The 14,976-nt window shown below is 41.0% G+C and carries 16 protein-coding genes; 7 read left to right on the forward strand and 9 right to left on the reverse strand.

From position 1 onward, the window contains the following. Positions 1-133: 133 nt before the first annotated feature. The 5 genes from Q0212_RS02300 to efp all read left to right on the forward strand — a co-directional run bounded on the left by Q0212_RS02300 (position 134) and on the right by efp (position 3,339). A complete protein-coding gene (locus tag Q0212_RS02300; protein WP_297921601.1) occupies positions 134-949 on the forward strand; it encodes a putative RNA methyltransferase in 816 nt (271 codons plus the stop codon). A 40-nt stretch (positions 950-989) separates the two neighbouring features. Continuing rightward, positions 990-1,202, forward strand: a complete 213-nt coding sequence (locus Q0212_RS02305; RefSeq protein ID WP_297921604.1) for a hypothetical protein — start codon at positions 990-992, stop codon at positions 1,200-1,202. Further along, positions 1,199-1,519: a type II toxin-antitoxin system PemK/MazF family toxin gene (locus tag Q0212_RS02310; RefSeq protein WP_297921610.1), complete on the forward strand. Its 321-nt coding sequence runs from the start codon at positions 1,199-1,201 to the stop codon at positions 1,517-1,519. Before Q0212_RS02305 ends, Q0212_RS02310 begins: the two co-directional genes overlap by 4 nt. Before the next feature lie 9 nt (positions 1,520-1,528). Continuing rightward, complete coding sequence (earP, locus tag Q0212_RS02315) at positions 1,529-2,641, forward strand: elongation factor P maturation arginine rhamnosyltransferase EarP (protein ID WP_297921613.1); 1,113 nt, start codon at positions 1,529-1,531, stop codon at positions 2,639-2,641. Positions 2,642-2,772: 131 nt separating this feature from the next. Beyond that, positions 2,773-3,339, forward strand: coding sequence for an elongation factor P (gene efp / locus Q0212_RS02320; protein WP_297921616.1), 567 nt, complete (start codon positions 2,773-2,775; stop codon positions 3,337-3,339). A gap of 39 nt (positions 3,340-3,378) precedes the next feature. On the opposite strand, the gene Q0212_RS02325 is transcribed toward efp, so the two are convergent. From Q0212_RS02325 to Q0212_RS02350, 6 genes are all read right to left on the reverse strand, one after another. Next, positions 3,379-4,230 (reverse strand): hypothetical protein, encoded by an 852-nt coding sequence (locus tag Q0212_RS02325; protein ID WP_297921618.1) that lies wholly within the window; start codon positions 4,228-4,230, stop codon positions 3,379-3,381. Positions 4,231-4,268: 38 nt separating this feature from the next. Beyond that, entirely contained in the window at positions 4,269-4,571 is a 303-nt protein-coding gene (locus Q0212_RS02330; protein ID WP_297921621.1) for a DUF445 family protein, read from the reverse strand. A gap of 106 nt (positions 4,572-4,677) precedes the next feature. Continuing rightward, the gene (locus tag Q0212_RS02335; RefSeq protein WP_297921624.1) at positions 4,678-6,003 is read right to left on the reverse strand and encodes a YceI family protein; all 1,326 of its coding nucleotides are present in this window, start codon (positions 6,001-6,003) and stop codon (positions 4,678-4,680) included. 168 nt (positions 6,004-6,171) lie between these two features. Beyond that, positions 6,172-6,771 carry a YceI family protein gene (locus Q0212_RS02340; protein WP_297921627.1) on the reverse strand — a complete coding sequence of 200 codons (600 nt, stop codon included), beginning with the start codon at positions 6,769-6,771 and terminating at the stop codon, positions 6,172-6,174. Between the two features lie 91 nt (positions 6,772-6,862). Then, a complete protein-coding gene (locus tag Q0212_RS02345; RefSeq protein WP_297921630.1) occupies positions 6,863-8,017 on the reverse strand; it encodes an MltA domain-containing protein in 1,155 nt (384 codons plus the stop codon). Positions 8,018-8,095: 78 nt separating this feature from the next. Beyond that, entirely contained in the window at positions 8,096-8,995 is a 900-nt protein-coding gene (locus Q0212_RS02350; RefSeq protein WP_297921633.1) for an alpha/beta hydrolase, read from the reverse strand. A gap of 315 nt (positions 8,996-9,310) precedes the next feature. Between Q0212_RS02350 and hemN the strand changes: the two genes are divergently transcribed. Continuing rightward, on the forward strand, positions 9,311-10,696 hold the full coding sequence (gene hemN / locus Q0212_RS02355) for an oxygen-independent coproporphyrinogen III oxidase (RefSeq protein ID WP_297921636.1): 1,386 nt from the start codon (positions 9,311-9,313) through the stop codon (positions 10,694-10,696). A gap of 61 nt (positions 10,697-10,757) precedes the next feature. Here the strand turns inward: hemN and Q0212_RS02360 are convergent, their stop codons facing one another. Beyond that, the gene (locus Q0212_RS02360) at positions 10,758-11,480 is read right to left on the reverse strand and encodes a Crp/Fnr family transcriptional regulator (protein ID WP_297921639.1); all 723 of its coding nucleotides are present in this window, start codon (positions 11,478-11,480) and stop codon (positions 10,758-10,760) included. Between the two features lie 96 nt (positions 11,481-11,576). Here Q0212_RS02360 and Q0212_RS02365 point away from each other — a divergent pair, with 96 nt between their 5' ends. Continuing rightward, positions 11,577-12,299, forward strand: coding sequence for an START domain-containing protein (locus Q0212_RS02365; protein ID WP_297921641.1), 723 nt, complete (start codon positions 11,577-11,579; stop codon positions 12,297-12,299). 27 nt (positions 12,300-12,326) lie between these two features. On the opposite strand, the gene Q0212_RS02370 is transcribed toward Q0212_RS02365, so the two are convergent. Beyond that, on the reverse strand, positions 12,327-13,769 hold the full coding sequence (locus Q0212_RS02370; protein ID WP_297921644.1) for an NAD(P)/FAD-dependent oxidoreductase: 1,443 nt from the start codon (positions 13,767-13,769) through the stop codon (positions 12,327-12,329). Positions 13,770-14,152: 383 nt separating this feature from the next. Continuing rightward, positions 14,153-14,976: AMP-binding protein (locus Q0212_RS02375; RefSeq protein ID WP_297921647.1), on the reverse strand; the 824-nt coding region annotated here is incomplete at its 5' end.

The raw sequence follows: 14,976 nt of genomic DNA on the forward strand, positions 1-14,976 counted from the left end.
CCAAATGCTTTTATGCAAAAGCATCTACTACTTTTAGAGGGTACAACTGTCTAATAGTTTGGCTAGGATCATTTTTTGGCTAGGATCAAATTACCCTTTTCACTTATCATAAATTACTTATCTGCTATTATCCATGACTAACTTACTCATCTGCCCACTCTGCCGCACGCCATTAAACGCCCACGAAAAAAGCCTCGTTTGCCAACAACAACATCGCTTTGATACCGCCAAAGAAGGCTACGTCAACCTATTGTTAGTACAACAAAAAAAATCCAAAGCACCAGGTGACAATGATGAGATGGTCAAAGCCCGTCGTGAATTTTTGCAAGCAGGTTATTACCAACCCTTAGCCGATGCTGCTTGTGCTATTTTGCAAACACTTAGCGCAAATAACTTAGTGGATATTGGTTGTGGTGAAGGTTATTACACCGAACGTTTTAGCCAAGTTTGCCCCAATATCATTGGCTTAGATATTGCCAAAACTGCTGTGCAAATTGCCGCCAAAAAACACAAACATATCTTTTGGCTCGTGGCGAGTGGTGCATTACTTCCCATTGAAAATCAATCAGTTGATGCCGTAAGTAGTTTATTTAGTCCCATTCCTGTTAGTGAAATGGCGCGTGTATTAAAAAACAATGGTCATATTTTAATTGTTCGTCCTGCCGATACCCATTTATATCATTTACGTGAGGCTTTGTTTGGTGAGGTTCGTGCTCATCAACCTGATAAATTTTTAGAAGAATTAGAACCAGCCTTTGATTTAGTGAAGCAACAGGAATTACGTTTTGAGTTAGAACTGTCACAAACCGCACTCAAACAGTTATTAGCCATGACACCGTATGTGTGGAAAGCCAAACCCGAACGCCGTTTAGCCCTCGAACAGCAAAGCCATTTTAAAACCGAAGCCGCCTTTAGTTTGATGTTGCTGAGCAAAAAGACTATAGTATGATGAAAACATCATATATTTGGAGATGATGATGCACGCTCGTATGACAATTAGTATTCAAGACACCATCTATGAGCAATTTATGCAGCTTGTTCCTGCAAAAAAACGTAGCCAATATATAGAACAGTTATTGGCTGAAGCCATCCTTAAAGAAAAAACTGCCATCATGGAAGCCGATTACGAAGCAATGGCCAATGACCTTGAGTCACAAGAGGATGCGGCATTTTATCAACAGTTTTGTGGAGACATCACATGAACAGAGGTGATGTTTATTTAATCAATTTTGACCCTGCTATTGGCCAAGAGATTCAAAAAACTCGTCCTGCAGTGATTGTGAGTAATGATATTTCTAATACTAAGTTAGAAAGAGTACAAGTTGTGCCAATTACCTCCAAAGCAGCCAAGATTTATCTTAGCGAAGCCAAAACAACTATCAATGGTATAGAAGGTAAAGCAACAGCTAGTCAAATTACCACCGTGTCTCACCAACGCATGATTAAAAAATTAGGCACATTAACCGCCATAGAAATGCAAAACATTGATGAAGCAATTCGCTATCAACTAGGCTTATAAAACTCAGCCATGACATCTTTCAAAAGCATCGACATCTTCTGTACGGTTATCGACAACTTTGGCGATATTGGCGTTTGTTGGCGTTTGGCTAAACAACTGCGCCACGAATATGACCTACAGATTAGGCTGTGGGTGGATGATTTAGCCAGTTTTGCCAAATTAGAATCTACTATTCAAGTTAATCAAGCTCAACAATATTATTTAGGCATAGAAATTAGACATTGGACAGCAGCCGCTTTTATTAACTCACCCACACCGCATGAGATGGTGATTGAAGGATTTGGCTGTCGTTTACCCGATAGCTTTTTACAAGCAATGGCTCAACAATCACCGCCACCAAAATGGTTAAATTTAGAATATCTCTCTGCCGAAGCATGGACATTGGATTGTCATGGTCTTAACTCTATTCATCCAACGTTGGCACTCAAACAACAATTTTTCTTTCCTAGCTTTGAAGTGCGTGGTGGTGGTTTATTACGAGAGCGTGATTTAATTCAACAACGTGATGCGTTTAACGCGGATTTACAAAAACAATTTTGGCAACAACTAGGCTATAGCCAAGCCACAGATGCCGATTATCGTCTGTCATTATTTGCTTATGAAAACTTGGCTGCACCTGCCCTGCTTCAAGCTCTCAGTCAACAATCCGCTTTAGGCTTTATTGCCATTCCACAAGGCCGAATTGTGCATAGCTTAGAGACTTGGCTGAACAAACCCTTAAAAGTTGGCGATTGTGTGCAAGTTGGCTCAATCAGCTTAGCGATTTTACCGTTTTTATCCAGCAGTGATTATGACCATTTATTATGGGCGTGTGACATTAATTGTGTGCGTGGTGAAGACTCATTTATTAGAGCGCATTGGGCAGCCAAACCGTTGTTATGGCATATTTATCCCCAAGATGAAGATGCCCACCTAGACAAACTAGCGGCTTGGCAACAACTCAGCCAAGCGGTTATTGACCAAGAATGGCAACAACTACAACAAGCATGGGTTAAACAAGACACAAATCCTGAAATTTGGCAGACATTGTTAAGCACCGCTCAAGCCAATAAAAAAGGTCATCAACAATTTTGTGACTATTTAACTAAACAAGATGATTTATGCCAGCGTTTACTTGCCTAAAATATTTAAGGCAAAGGATATTGATGAATGTCTTTTGCTTAAATAGCAGCCTTTAGGGTAGAATACGGCACTTTTTTAGGGTTTAGAATGTTTTTTAAACCTAGTCTCAATTTTTGCTGTGTGATAATCCCATGAAAACCGCTCAAGAACTCCGTGCTGGTAATGTATTTATGGTTGGCACTGAGCCAATGGTTGTTGTAAAAGCCGAATACAACAAATCTGGCCGTAATGCTGCCGTTGTAAAAATGAAATTACGTAACTTATTAAACGGTCAACAAACTGAAACCGTTTATAAAGCCGACGAAAAATTTGAACCTGTATTCTTAGAAAGCAAAGACGTGACTTTCTCTTACTTTGCTGACCCAATGTACATTTTCGTAGACGCTGACTACGAACAATACGAAGTTGAAAAAGAAAACTTAGGTGATGCGGTTAACTTTATCGAAGACGGTATGGAAGAAACTTGCCAAGCCGTATTCTATAATGGTAAAGCGATTTCTGTAGAATTACCAACCACTATCGTGCGTAAAGTTGCTTACACCGAGCCAGCTGCTCGTGGCGATACTTCTGGTAAAGTGATGAAACAAGCTAAATTAGCTAATGGTTATGAATTACAAGTTGCTGCCTTTATCGAAACCGATGAGCGCATCGAAATTGATACTCGCACTGGTGAATTCAAATCTCGTGCTAAAGGCTAATTTAGTACAAGTTTTAAAAAGGCGCGTTATGCGCCTTTTTTATTTATTTCTCAAACTTAAACCCTTTAATTTTAATAGAGGCTGGCACTGCTTTTGTTTAACACCTTCAATAAATTCGGCAACTGTTTGAGTGACTAGACGTTCTGTCTTGCCCGATGCGCCCTTCCCTGCAAAATTTAAATGGTTTGCACCATTAATTACGCCCAACCATTTACAACCTGCAGGCAAACTATAAAACGCATCTTGCCGGCTTTGCCAAGAGCCATGCAGCTCTCGATCTTTAGTGCCTGTTAACAACAAAACTGGCTTATTAATATGACGCCACGCATCCTTGGGAAAAATACTGCCCACACCTTGTGGCGATAAAGCAATATAAGCATCAAACGACAATTTAGGGGCAAGCACATTTAAATTATTTTCTGCCCCTGCCAATAACATCGTTGTTGCTGCTCCCATCGAATGGCCAATCATAAGTTGCCTATCTCCAATACAGTGTTGTTTTCCCCATGTTTGAGCAATACTAATATCCATAAATCGCGCTGTGTAGGCACTTGGCATAGTCACCATCTCACTTAACGACTCTATAATACCTTGACGACTTAATAATTGTTTTAATACCTCACTATTACTTTCTTGATGATCTACTACCAATACCAACCATTGTTGCTGTTGTAGAAAATTGGCCAAATAGCTATAGCCATATTGTGAGCCACCTGCACCATGAGAAATAATCGCAACACCCTGACAATGCTGTTGGGGAATATATTTCACCACCGTTACAGGACGCTGATCTTCTCGGGTTAAAACCATTTGCTCAGCCGCGCAGCCTATCGTTGGTAAAAGACTCATCCCTGTCATCATAATAGACAGATAACGGCTAATGCTTAACATAAGAATCCCTATCTATAAAAAGCTTAAAACTAAGCCAATTAAACCACCCACCAACGTACCCCAATCGTGGCAGCAATTCTCTCTTGATTGGTGGGAATAATTGCAGTGTGGGGAATAGGTAAATTTAACGGGCGACGAAAAATAGCAGTTACAGCAAACCAATCAGCCAATCCGCTGACTAATGCTGCTTCAAAAGCCATCTTCACATGAGGCATATAAGTAGCATAAGCAGGAAAATGACTGATTAAGGTTGATTGTACAGCAACACCTGTCGCAGCAATCACTAGAGCCGCATTGGCTAATAATTGACGCTGCTCTAAGGGGGCATAAACATGACTCATGAAAGTTGCTCCGTTCTTGTTGTTATTTAGGGTCTGTTACCACTAATCAAAGTGATAACCGCACCTCGTAACAGAGCATATAACAAAAAATCACTGTATCAAATGGCTAGTTTGCCGTTGCTTCTAATTTAAACTGCACTTTAACCATGGCTGGAATGCTATCAGTTGCCGCCCATTCACCTTGACCAACACCAAAAACTGTACGATCTAACTGAGCCGTGCCCTGAGCTTTAGCCAGCTTATCTTTAACGTTCAAGACAAAATCTAAATTCACTTTTTGAGTGACATTTTTTAGGCTCAACGTGCCCTGTGCTTGATAACGTTGTTTACCTTTGCTGATGATTTTATTCGACTTAAAAACAGCTTGCGGATATTGATCGGCATTAAACCAGTCGGCGGTGGGTAAAGCCTCATCACGTTGACTATCGCCTGTGCTCACTTTCGCAAGATTCACCTTTACTTCAATATGCGATTTTTCGAGCGCATGTTCAGCAAAAACGATGTCTGCTTGCCAATCTGCAAACTCACCTAACACTTGCTCACCCGACCAAGAGGTCATAAAACCTAAACGTGATTTTTTTGCATTAACTTGCCAAACCACAGGTTCAGTATTTTCGACTTTTTGCTCAACGACAGCTTGCGGTTGTTCGGCAGGTTTTACTGCGTCATCTTTAGGGCTAACGATTGCGGGGCTGTCAACTACTGGCGTAGCTTCTTCCGTTATAGGTGTTAATTCTTCGGTTAAAATTTCTGCTTGTTGAGCAACAGGTGCAGCAGGTTTTGCTGTTGGATACCACCATGCCGACATAAACACCACAGGCACACTGGCTAAAATCAACCATAAACGCCATTCGCCCCAACCTGCTTTTGCACCAACGGCCATGTGGCTAAATACCGAATCTTTAACAATTAATTGATGTTTTAATACTGCGCCAATATGCAACAGCAATAAACCCATGGTAGCAATGGCTAATAACGCATGACTATCTTCAGCCAGCTCATGCAATTGATGTTTTGCATCAGTGGCTAGTTCTGCAATAAAAGGTAAATGTGGAAATGGCACAACACCAAATAACACCGTTGGAATATTGGTTGGACTAGCAGACACCAATAACCAGCCAGTTAAGGGTAAGCCCAACATAATGCCATAAAACGCTAAATGAGCGAGCTTGGCTGCCCACTGCTCCCATTGTGGCATCGTATTGGGTAATTCGGGGGCTTTATGGGTTAACCGCCACACAACGCGAAATAAGCTTAAAAATAAAATGCTAAAACCAATCGACTTATGTAATTGAAATAAGGCATAAGCTCCTGCGCCTTTAGGTTCATCACCCATACGCCAACCTAAGCCGAGTTGAAAAATAATCGCTGCGGCAATTAACCAATGTAACAACACGGCAATATTGTTATAACGTGCTGAGGATGTAACCATTTTTGCTCTCCTAAAAAAATAGGGCGTTGTTGCGCCCTATTTTTAAAAACACCCTAAATTATTTATGTATGGTGAACGTGGCCGTGGTGGTTGAGCGTAGTCGAAACCAACCATAACACTTCGACTTCGCTCAGTGAACATCAGTGAATTTAGTTCAATGTTGTCATCTTATTTTTTCACAAATTCCACTTCAATCGCCAAAGCAACTTCATCGCCAATAGCAGGCACATACTTCGTTAAACCAAATTCAGAACGTTTAATGATAGTCGTTGCTGAAAAACCACTACGCATTGCTCCCCACATATCTTTACCAGCACCATTAAATACCACATCTAAGGTGACTGGTTTAGTCACGCCACCCAAAGTTAAATCACCAGCCATTGTGCCTTTATTGCCTTGAGTAATAGTAATTTTATTGGATTTAAAGGTAGCCGTTGGATGTTTGTCAGCCGCTAAAAACTCTACAGGAAACTCTTTATCTGCTTTAGCATAACCTGTATTCATCGATTTTGTATCAACCGTGACCACCACTTTAGACGCTGTTGGATTTTTAGGATCAAAATCATAAGACGCATCAAATTTATCAAAACGAAAATGATAAAAGGCATAACCATGATGCATGACTTTGGCGTTAATGCTGGCATGGGTTTTTTCTAAGACATAACTACCTGCTGGCATATTGGCAGGATTAGCATCAGGTGCAGCATAAGCGACTGCACCTGTCATTAAAGAAGCGGTTAACATTAAACGAGTCAACAATTTAAACATTTTTCTTTTCCTTCAAAAGATTTTTGCGTAGTGCCAAAGTTACGCAATCTTAATCTTTTTGTCTATGAAGGCTTTGGAAACGTATTGTTGCTTATTTATTAACAGCTTGTTCAGGCAGTGGCAAATTTTTTGGCCACAATAACCAAACTTGACCTTTTTGTTTCATTTTTCCCGCAAGTTGTCCTGCCTGAGAACCAAAGCCCCAAAAATAATCAACACGAATTGGCCCTGCAATCGCGCCGCCTGTGTCTTGAGCATGAATCAAGCGAGTCATCGGCTGACTGTCATTTGGGCGTGTAGTTGATAAATAAATCGGGCTACCTAAAGGCACAAACTTAGGATCAACCGCACCACTCGCTTCATCGGTTAAAGGAACGTTTAATGCACCAATTGGCCCATCATTACCCGATAAATACTTAAAGAAAACCACACTAGGATTGGCATTGAGCATCTCTTGTAAGCGTTGCGGATTGGCTTTTGCCCATGCTTGAATGCTTTGCATCGACGCTTGGTCGGCGGTCATTTCGCCTTTATCAATTAACCATTTGCCAATCGACTTATAAGGATGGCCATTTTGATCGGCATATCCCAAACGAATAATAGTGCCATCTTCAAGCTGAATGCGCCCCGAACCTTGTACTTCCATAAAAAAGGCTTCTACTGCATCATCAGCCCATGCTAATACTTTCGCGTTATTGGCAATTTTACCTTCGGCAATCTCTTGGCGTGTCCAATAAGGAATCACTGTCCGCACACCATCAATACGACCACGTAAACGTTTGCCTTTGAGGTCTGGGTATTGTTTAGCTAAATCAACCACCAACAAATCATCTGGCACACTATAAAATGGCGCACTGCCCGCTTTGGGATTTAAACTGCCTTTGAGCAAGGGTTCATAATATCCCGTCACTAAACCTGTATCTGAGCCTGCATTGGTGGTAATTTGCCATGGGCTAAAATGACGCTCAAAAAATGCTTTGATTGACGCATCATCCTGACTACCCAACATCACCGCTTCAGCACAAATATCTTTCCAAACAGGCTTGCTGGCTAAACGTTTACACGAGTTTAACCATGCAGGCCAACTACGATTGAGTTGTTCACCGGGCCAATTGGGTAAAACCTGCCAATCTTGGGCTTTATAAACGGCAGTCACCGTTTCGGGTTTAGGGGGAGTAGTTGGTTTTTGAGGTGTCACACAAGCGGCTAATAAACTGGTTAATAAGCCTAAAACTAGAATACGCATGAGCTTTTCCATGAAGACGCAAAATGCGGCCATTATCCTGCAAAATCACGCTAAATAAGAGCCTTATAATGTGTATTTTTAGTGTTGCAAAAAGCGTTTTAGCTCACGAATAAACTTGAGTGGCTCATCGGTTAACGGCACATGGCCAGATTTATGAAACTTAACCACTTTCGCTTGTTGGGCATAATCGGCAATCTGCATTTGCCCTTGTGGATGATACAACGGTGAATTCATGCCAACGATAACGGTCATGGGGGTGGCACATTGTTGCAAGCTGTCTCGATAATCATGGGCTAAATGACTATAGGCGTGAAGATATGCACAACAATCTGCGACATTGCTTAGCGGTAGATGTTTGGCGACTATTTTTGGACTAATTAATAAATACTCAAAGACTTTACGCAGTTTTGGTTGATTGCTCATTAATACCAAAATATCGGCTAAGGTCTTGGCTGCTTGTTTACGAACGTTTTTAGGCAAATCGGCTAATTGTAGATAATCTTGATATTGCGACAACAACTCATGCAACACACTCATACGACTAAAAATTTGTGCCTGTTGACTGCCAAACAAACCAAATGCCCAATCTTCCTGATTGCCAATACAAGGAGACTGGTCGATATGTAAATAGGCTTTGACATCCGCAAAACCTTGTTCACGCTGTAAATGTAATGCTGTTGTGCCGCCTAACGAAATGCCCACTAATAAATAATCTTTTAAATTAAAGTGTTTAATCACATCCGCCGTATCTTGATAATGATTATGAAACACATCGGCCTGATTAAACTTGAGATGACTTGAACGGCCTACCCCTCGAAAATCGGGCAAGTAGAATTTATAGCGGTGTAAAAACGGCACAATAAACGGCAACCAATGGCCACTATGCATGCCCAAGCCTGCCAACATTAACACAGGTTGACCACGACCAATTGTACGGACATATAGGTTTTGACCATCGCGTAATGGAACTAAGGACATTTTTTATTCTCTTAAAATTGTCGTTATACCTTAAGAAATAATCAGCACACTGACAATGGTAATTTTGACGTAATAGAGAAGAGCTTGAGCCATATAACTCAAGCTCTCGACGCTTAATTTAAGCAGTATTAAACACAACGGTTTGGCTAAAACGTTGTGCTTGACGAACACTAAATCATTCGACATTGTTTTATTTCCTCATTTTTACACTCTTTTTTAGCTAAAAAACTAAACTACAGGTTAATAACCACTTTTTTTATATGGTTTTATTGATAGACTATGCTGCTGTCGATTTGCTTAGAAGAGAGAATGACGATGATGCCCACTGCTATCGAATTTGATTTAGAGTTAATTCAACGCTACGATTTATCTGGCCCACGTTATACCTCTTACCCAACAGCGGTACAATTTCATAATCATTTTAGCGAGCAAGCTTATTTACAAGCCATCGCAGACTCCAATCAAAGTGGCCGCCCCTTATCGTTATATTTTCATCTGCCGTTTTGTGCGCATGTTTGTTATTACTGTGCGTGTAATAAAATCATTACCGCCAATCGGAAGCGTGCTGCACCATATCTAGATCATCTTCATAAAGAAATTGCTCTACAAGGACAGTTGTTTGATAAAAATCGTGTGGTTAGCCAACTACACTGGGGTGGTGGCACACCTACTTTTATCAGTGACGAACAAATGTCGGCACTCATGGATTGCACACGCCAACACTTTAATTTATTAGACGATGATACTGGCGATTTTTCGATAGAAATTGACCCGCGCGAAGTCACTCCCGCAAAAATAGGTCATTTACGCAAACTTGGTTTTAATCGCATGAGTTTTGGCGTGCAAGACTTTGATCCTTTGGTGCAACAAGCAGTGAATCGGGTACAGTCCTTTGGTCAAACCTATGAAGCGGTGATGGCTGCCCGTGATAATGGTTATCACTCGATTAATGTTGATTTAATTTATGGTCTGCCCCACCAAAGCGTTGCCAGTTTTAGCCACACCTTAGATCAAGTCTTAGAGTTATCACCTGACAGATTATCGGTATTTAACTACGCGCATTTGCCTGATTTATTTAAGGTACAAAAACAAATTGATAGCCAACAATTGCCCAGTGCGGCAACAAAATTGGCGATTTTTCAGTTAATTATAGAGCGATTAAGCCAAGCAGGTTATGTGTATATTGGCATGGATCACTTTGCTAAACCTGATAATGAACTGGCCATTGCTCAACAACAAGGTACGTTGTATCGCAACTTTCAAGGTTATAGCACTCATGCTGACTGTGATTTGGTTGGTTTAGGCATCACTTCGATTGGTGTGGTTGCTGATACTTATAGTCAAAACCTAAAAACCTTAGAAGCTTATGGTGAACACATTGAACAAGGTCGCGTGCCTGTGTTTAGAGGCGTCGCATTAACGGCTGATGACAAATTGCGTCGTGCGGTTATTACTCAATTAATTTGTCATTTTGAACTAGAGTTTGCCACCATTGAGCAGCAATATCAGATTAATTTTGCTGACTATTTTGCTTATGAGCTACAACAATTGCCACGTATGGTTAATGATGGTTTAATCAGTTTAGATAATCATAAATTAGTGGTGTTGCCGCGTGGACGATTGTTAATTAGAAACATTTGTATGGTCTTTGATTTTTATTTACGTCAAAGTCAGGAAAAGAAATTTTCTAAGGTGATTTAATTTAGGTTCAGTTCAACGACCAAAACTCCGCCCCCTAAGCGGAGTTTTAGGCAGTCGATCTTTAGCTCACCACCCCTTCTGACAAGGCTTCTAAAGCTTGAATATCCAACACTTCTATACTATTACGATGTAATTTAATTACCGATTGTTGTTCTAAACTTTTTAATAATTGATTGGTCGTTTGTCGGCTCACTGCTAAAAAATGCGCTAATTGATCTTGCGAAATGGTTAAGACTCGGCGCGCAATGGGTGAACTTGCCGCACTGTTATTCACCATCATTAACAAACGATAAGCCAAACGACTAATGGTTGGTGAGACTAAGGCATGTTCAATCACTGCATAGGTCATTCTTAGCTTGTGAATCAATAACAAGGAAAACTCGCGCCAATAATCGGAATTTTCTTTTAAAATAGCCTCTAAGGCATGAGGGGTTAACTGTAAAATGGTTGCATCAGCCACAGCCCACGCGTCATAAGGTCGCACTTGTTTGTCAAAAAACGATAATTCGCCAAACCATTCGGGTGCTTCTAGCAAGGCTAACAACGACTCTTTGCCTGAATCATTTGCACCATAACCAACAATTTTAACCATGCCATTAATAACCGCAAATAAGCCATTAAATGACTCTCCACGCGAGAAAACCACTTGATTTGCCATTAGTTTATGCACCGTTGCTTCTTCTAATAATCTACTTTGTAAAGCAGGACTAATCTGACTAAACCACTGTCCCTTTTTTAATAACAACTTGTAATCTTGTGCAGCAGAAGGTAAAGCAGCAGACACTTTTTTTCTCCTAAAAATCGCTTCTATGTCAGCTTTTTGACAGATGATCCTCATCACATCAGTCACAATAATCTCATAATATGCGCGGAGATTACTATGTGTCATGAGATAAATGGTAACAATAATCAATACCATCAACATCAAACGTTATTTAGCAAAAAACTGCTTTCGGCTGTTTTGTTTAGCACGTTGGCCAATCTGTCACTGGTCACTTCATCCGCATATGCCTTAGATAATAGTGCAATTTCAGCACAAGCGCCTGCCATTAATCGTGATGGGGTGAAAGTATGGACTTATAAAGAACAAGGCAATCCTGCGGTCAGTTATCAAGCGAGTGTGACCTTAAACACGTCGTTAAATAACACCATTGCTTTAATTACCAATCATAAAACGGCGGCTGAATGGGCACCTTATGTGGGTAAAATTGAGGTCATTAGTCCGTTAAATGCTGAAGGAGTAATGATTTATCGTATGGAATTAGATTTACCCTTTCCCATGACTGATCGTGATGTGGTGATTAAATCGCAATTACGTCAACGTAACACAGGCGAAGTTTGGTTAGAAAATACCGCCATTACTGACGCGCGTGCGCCTGAGCGAGAGGGTTTGGTGCGGGTAAAACACTATCAAGGTAGTTGGCAGTTACGTCCTTTAAAAAACAATCAGTTAGAAGTTACTACCAATGGTTATGCCGATTTAGGTGGGGCTATTCCGCTGTCATTTAGTAATTTATTTGTCAAACAACAACCCTACCAAATGTTGGTAAATTTACGTCGTTATTTGCAAGAAAATCCAAATAAACAATTAGCGAGTAATTAAAAAAAGGCGCATATTGCGCCTTTTTTATTAAGCAAACTTAATCACACCATCATTCAACTTGCCAAAGCGTAATAAGGCATAATCCATCGCATAGTTTTGATATAAACGCCACGGTGCTTTTGAACCTTGATAGGGAACACGGCCTAAAGCACGCTGAATGTAACCTGAACGCATATCTAAGAACGGTGTTTTTTCAACACTGCTGTCACCGTTGTTTGGCATACAATAACGTGTGCCTGTTTTGTCCATGTGTTTTAATAAACGGCAAACATATTCACTAATCATATCGGCTTTTAACGTCCAAGACGCATTGGTATAACCAAACACCATCACCGCATTAGGTAAGTCTTCTAACATCGAGCCTTTGTAAATCATCTTTTTAGTCACATCAAACGCTTGGCCGTCTTTTTCTAACTGGATGCCACCCAATAATTTAATGTCTAAACCTGTCGCAGTAATAATAATATCTGCTTCAAGGGTTTTACCTGATTTTAATAAAATGCCCTCTTCGGTAAAGGTGTCAATATGATCGGTGACAATCGAAGCTTTGCCTTTACGCAACACTTTAAATAAATCACCATTGGGCACAGCACACAAACGCTCATCCCACGGATTGTATTGGGGACTAAAATGGCTCATATCAAAATCTTGGCCAAGCTGACGACGCACTTGTGACAATAAGAAACGACGCATAACCGCAGGTTTAGCACGACTATAACGATATAAACCTAAAGACAAACCGACATTACGCACCCGTGCCATGTGATACACCACTTTTTCTGGCAAATATTTGCGTAACTTATTAGAAATAATGTCTTCTTGGGGAACAGAAATTACATAGCTCGGTGAACGTTGCAACATAGTAACGTGTGCGGCTTTATCGGTCATGGATGGTAATAAAGTTACAGCCGTTGCCCCACTACCAATAATCACCACTTTTTTATTGGTGTAATCTAGGTTTTCTGGCCAAAGTTGAGGGTGAATAATTTGACCTTTAAACCGCTCACGGCCTTTAAATTCAGGGGTATAGCCTGCTTCGTAGTTATAATAACCTGTACAGGAAATGACAAAATTGGCTTCGATGGTGACAGGCTCGCCTGCTTTGTTGGTTGCTTCAATTGTCCATGCTGCTTTGGGGGTTGACCACGCCGCTTTTAGCACTTTATGGCCATAACGAATATGACGATTGACATCATATTCTTGCGCAGCTTCATGAATATAAGCACGAATCGATGGGCCATCGGCAATCGCTTTTGGATTGGTCCACGGTTTAAAGTTATAGCCCAAGGTGTACATATCAGAATCTGAACGTATACCAGGGTAACGGAATAAATCCCATGTGCCACCCATCGCATCACGGCCTTCTAAAATGACAAAAGTTTTATTAGGACATTCACGTTTTAAATGACAAGCTGCACCAATGCCCGATAATCCAGCACCAATAATTAAGACATCAAACTTCTCGGCCATGATTTTACCCTCAAAATTTTTTTGATTGATTTAAGTTCATGAACCAATTCTGACATCAAGCGTTGTCAACTTCTAGTGTCTTTTTAGGCTTTTTTATTGTCATTTGGGGACATTTTGAGAGTAAAAAGGTTTACAATGGGAGTTAGTGTAGAGCAAAAGCGTTTAGTGGTAGTGTGGGTTGACGCAGGAAATCAACAATTGAGATTTATCAGTGGGTTTCGTGCCTCAACCACACGTTACATCCCTAATAAAAGGCGACCACAAGGGTCGCCCCTACTTTTAGGACTGACGCGGTTATCGCTTATTTGCTCACATTCAACCGTTTTCAACGGTTTCATGTGTTCAAAACGCGCTAATTTTGGCAAAATGCGTCAGTCCACACTTCAAACCGCCTCTTGTAATTGTTGCAAAATCGCTGGATTTTCGAGAGTAGAAATATCTTGGGTAACTTGCTCCCCTTTAGCAATCGTTCGCAGCAAACGACGCATAATTTTACCCGACCGTGTTTTGGGTAAATTGTCACCAAAACGAATATCATCAGGTTTAGCAATCGCACCAATTTCTTTGGCAACCCAATCACGCAACTCAGCCACTAAGGCTTTTGCCTCATCACCTGCGGGTCTTGCGCCTTTTAACACCACAAAAGCCACCACCGCTTCGCCTTTAATGGGGTCAGGACGGCCAACCACCGCCGCTTCGGCCACTTTGCTATTGCCTACCAACGCAGATTCAATTTCCATGGTTCCCAAACGATGACCAGAGACATTTAACACATCGTCAATCCGTCCCATAATCCAAATATAACCATCAGCATCTTTATGCGCTGAATCACCTGCCAAATAATATTTTCCACCATATTCTTCAGGAAAATACGATTTTTTGAAGCGTTCTGGATCTTTCCACAAGGTACGCACTTGGGAAGGAAACGGCTTTTTAATCACTAAAAAGCCGCCTTTGCCCTTCTCGACTGGCTCGCCTGCTTCATCAATAATATCAACCATAATCCCTGGAATCGGCAAGGTACATGAACCCGGTTTAGTGGCAATCGCCGCAGGTAAGGGCGTAATCATGTGGCTACCTGTTTCGGTTTGCCACCATGTATCCACAATCGGACAACGACCGCCACCCACCACTTCGTGATACCACATCCATGCTTCGGGGTTAATTGGCTCACCCACCGAACCTAATAAGCGCAATGACGATAGGT

The organism is uncultured Agitococcus sp. (assembly GCF_937920075.1).
Classification (GTDB): domain Bacteria; phylum Pseudomonadota; class Gammaproteobacteria; order Pseudomonadales; family Moraxellaceae; genus Agitococcus.

What these genes read in the sequence shown, in the direction of transcription:
- Q0212_RS02335 (WP_297921624.1), bottom strand. Translation starts at nt 6,003, where the DNA reads ATGGTTACATCCTCAGCACGTTATAACAATATTGCCGTGTTGTTACAT.
- Q0212_RS02305 (WP_297921604.1), top strand. Translation starts at nt 990, where the DNA reads ATGACAATTAGTATTCAAGACACCATCTATGAGCAATTTATGCAGCTT.
- earP (WP_297921613.1), top strand. Translation starts at nt 1,529, where the DNA reads ATGACATCTTTCAAAAGCATCGACATCTTCTGTACGGTTATCGACAAC.
- Q0212_RS02310 (WP_297921610.1), top strand. Translation starts at nt 1,199, where the DNA reads ATGAACAGAGGTGATGTTTATTTAATCAATTTTGACCCTGCTATTGGC.
- Q0212_RS02365 (WP_297921641.1), top strand. Translation starts at nt 11,577, where the DNA reads ATGTGTCATGAGATAAATGGTAACAATAATCAATACCATCAACATCAA.
- Q0212_RS02330 (WP_297921621.1), bottom strand. Translation starts at nt 4,571, where the DNA reads ATGAGTCATGTTTATGCCCCCTTAGAGCAGCGTCAATTATTAGCCAAT.
- hemN (WP_297921636.1), top strand. Translation starts at nt 9,311, where the DNA reads ATGATGCCCACTGCTATCGAATTTGATTTAGAGTTAATTCAACGCTAC.
- Q0212_RS02340 (WP_297921627.1), bottom strand. Translation starts at nt 6,771, where the DNA reads ATGTTTAAATTGTTGACTCGTTTAATGTTAACCGCTTCTTTAATGACA.
- Q0212_RS02300 (WP_297921601.1), top strand. Translation starts at nt 134, where the DNA reads ATGACTAACTTACTCATCTGCCCACTCTGCCGCACGCCATTAAACGCC.
- Q0212_RS02345 (WP_297921630.1), bottom strand. Translation starts at nt 8,017, where the DNA reads ATGCGTATTCTAGTTTTAGGCTTATTAACCAGTTTATTAGCCGCTTGT.
- Q0212_RS02325 (WP_297921618.1), bottom strand. Translation starts at nt 4,230, where the DNA reads ATGTTAAGCATTAGCCGTTATCTGTCTATTATGATGACAGGGATGAGT.
- Q0212_RS02350 (WP_297921633.1), bottom strand. Translation starts at nt 8,995, where the DNA reads ATGTCCTTAGTTCCATTACGCGATGGTCAAAACCTATATGTCCGTACA.
- Q0212_RS02370 (WP_297921644.1), bottom strand. Translation starts at nt 13,769, where the DNA reads ATGGCCGAGAAGTTTGATGTCTTAATTATTGGTGCTGGATTATCGGGC.
- efp (WP_297921616.1), top strand. Translation starts at nt 2,773, where the DNA reads ATGAAAACCGCTCAAGAACTCCGTGCTGGTAATGTATTTATGGTTGGC.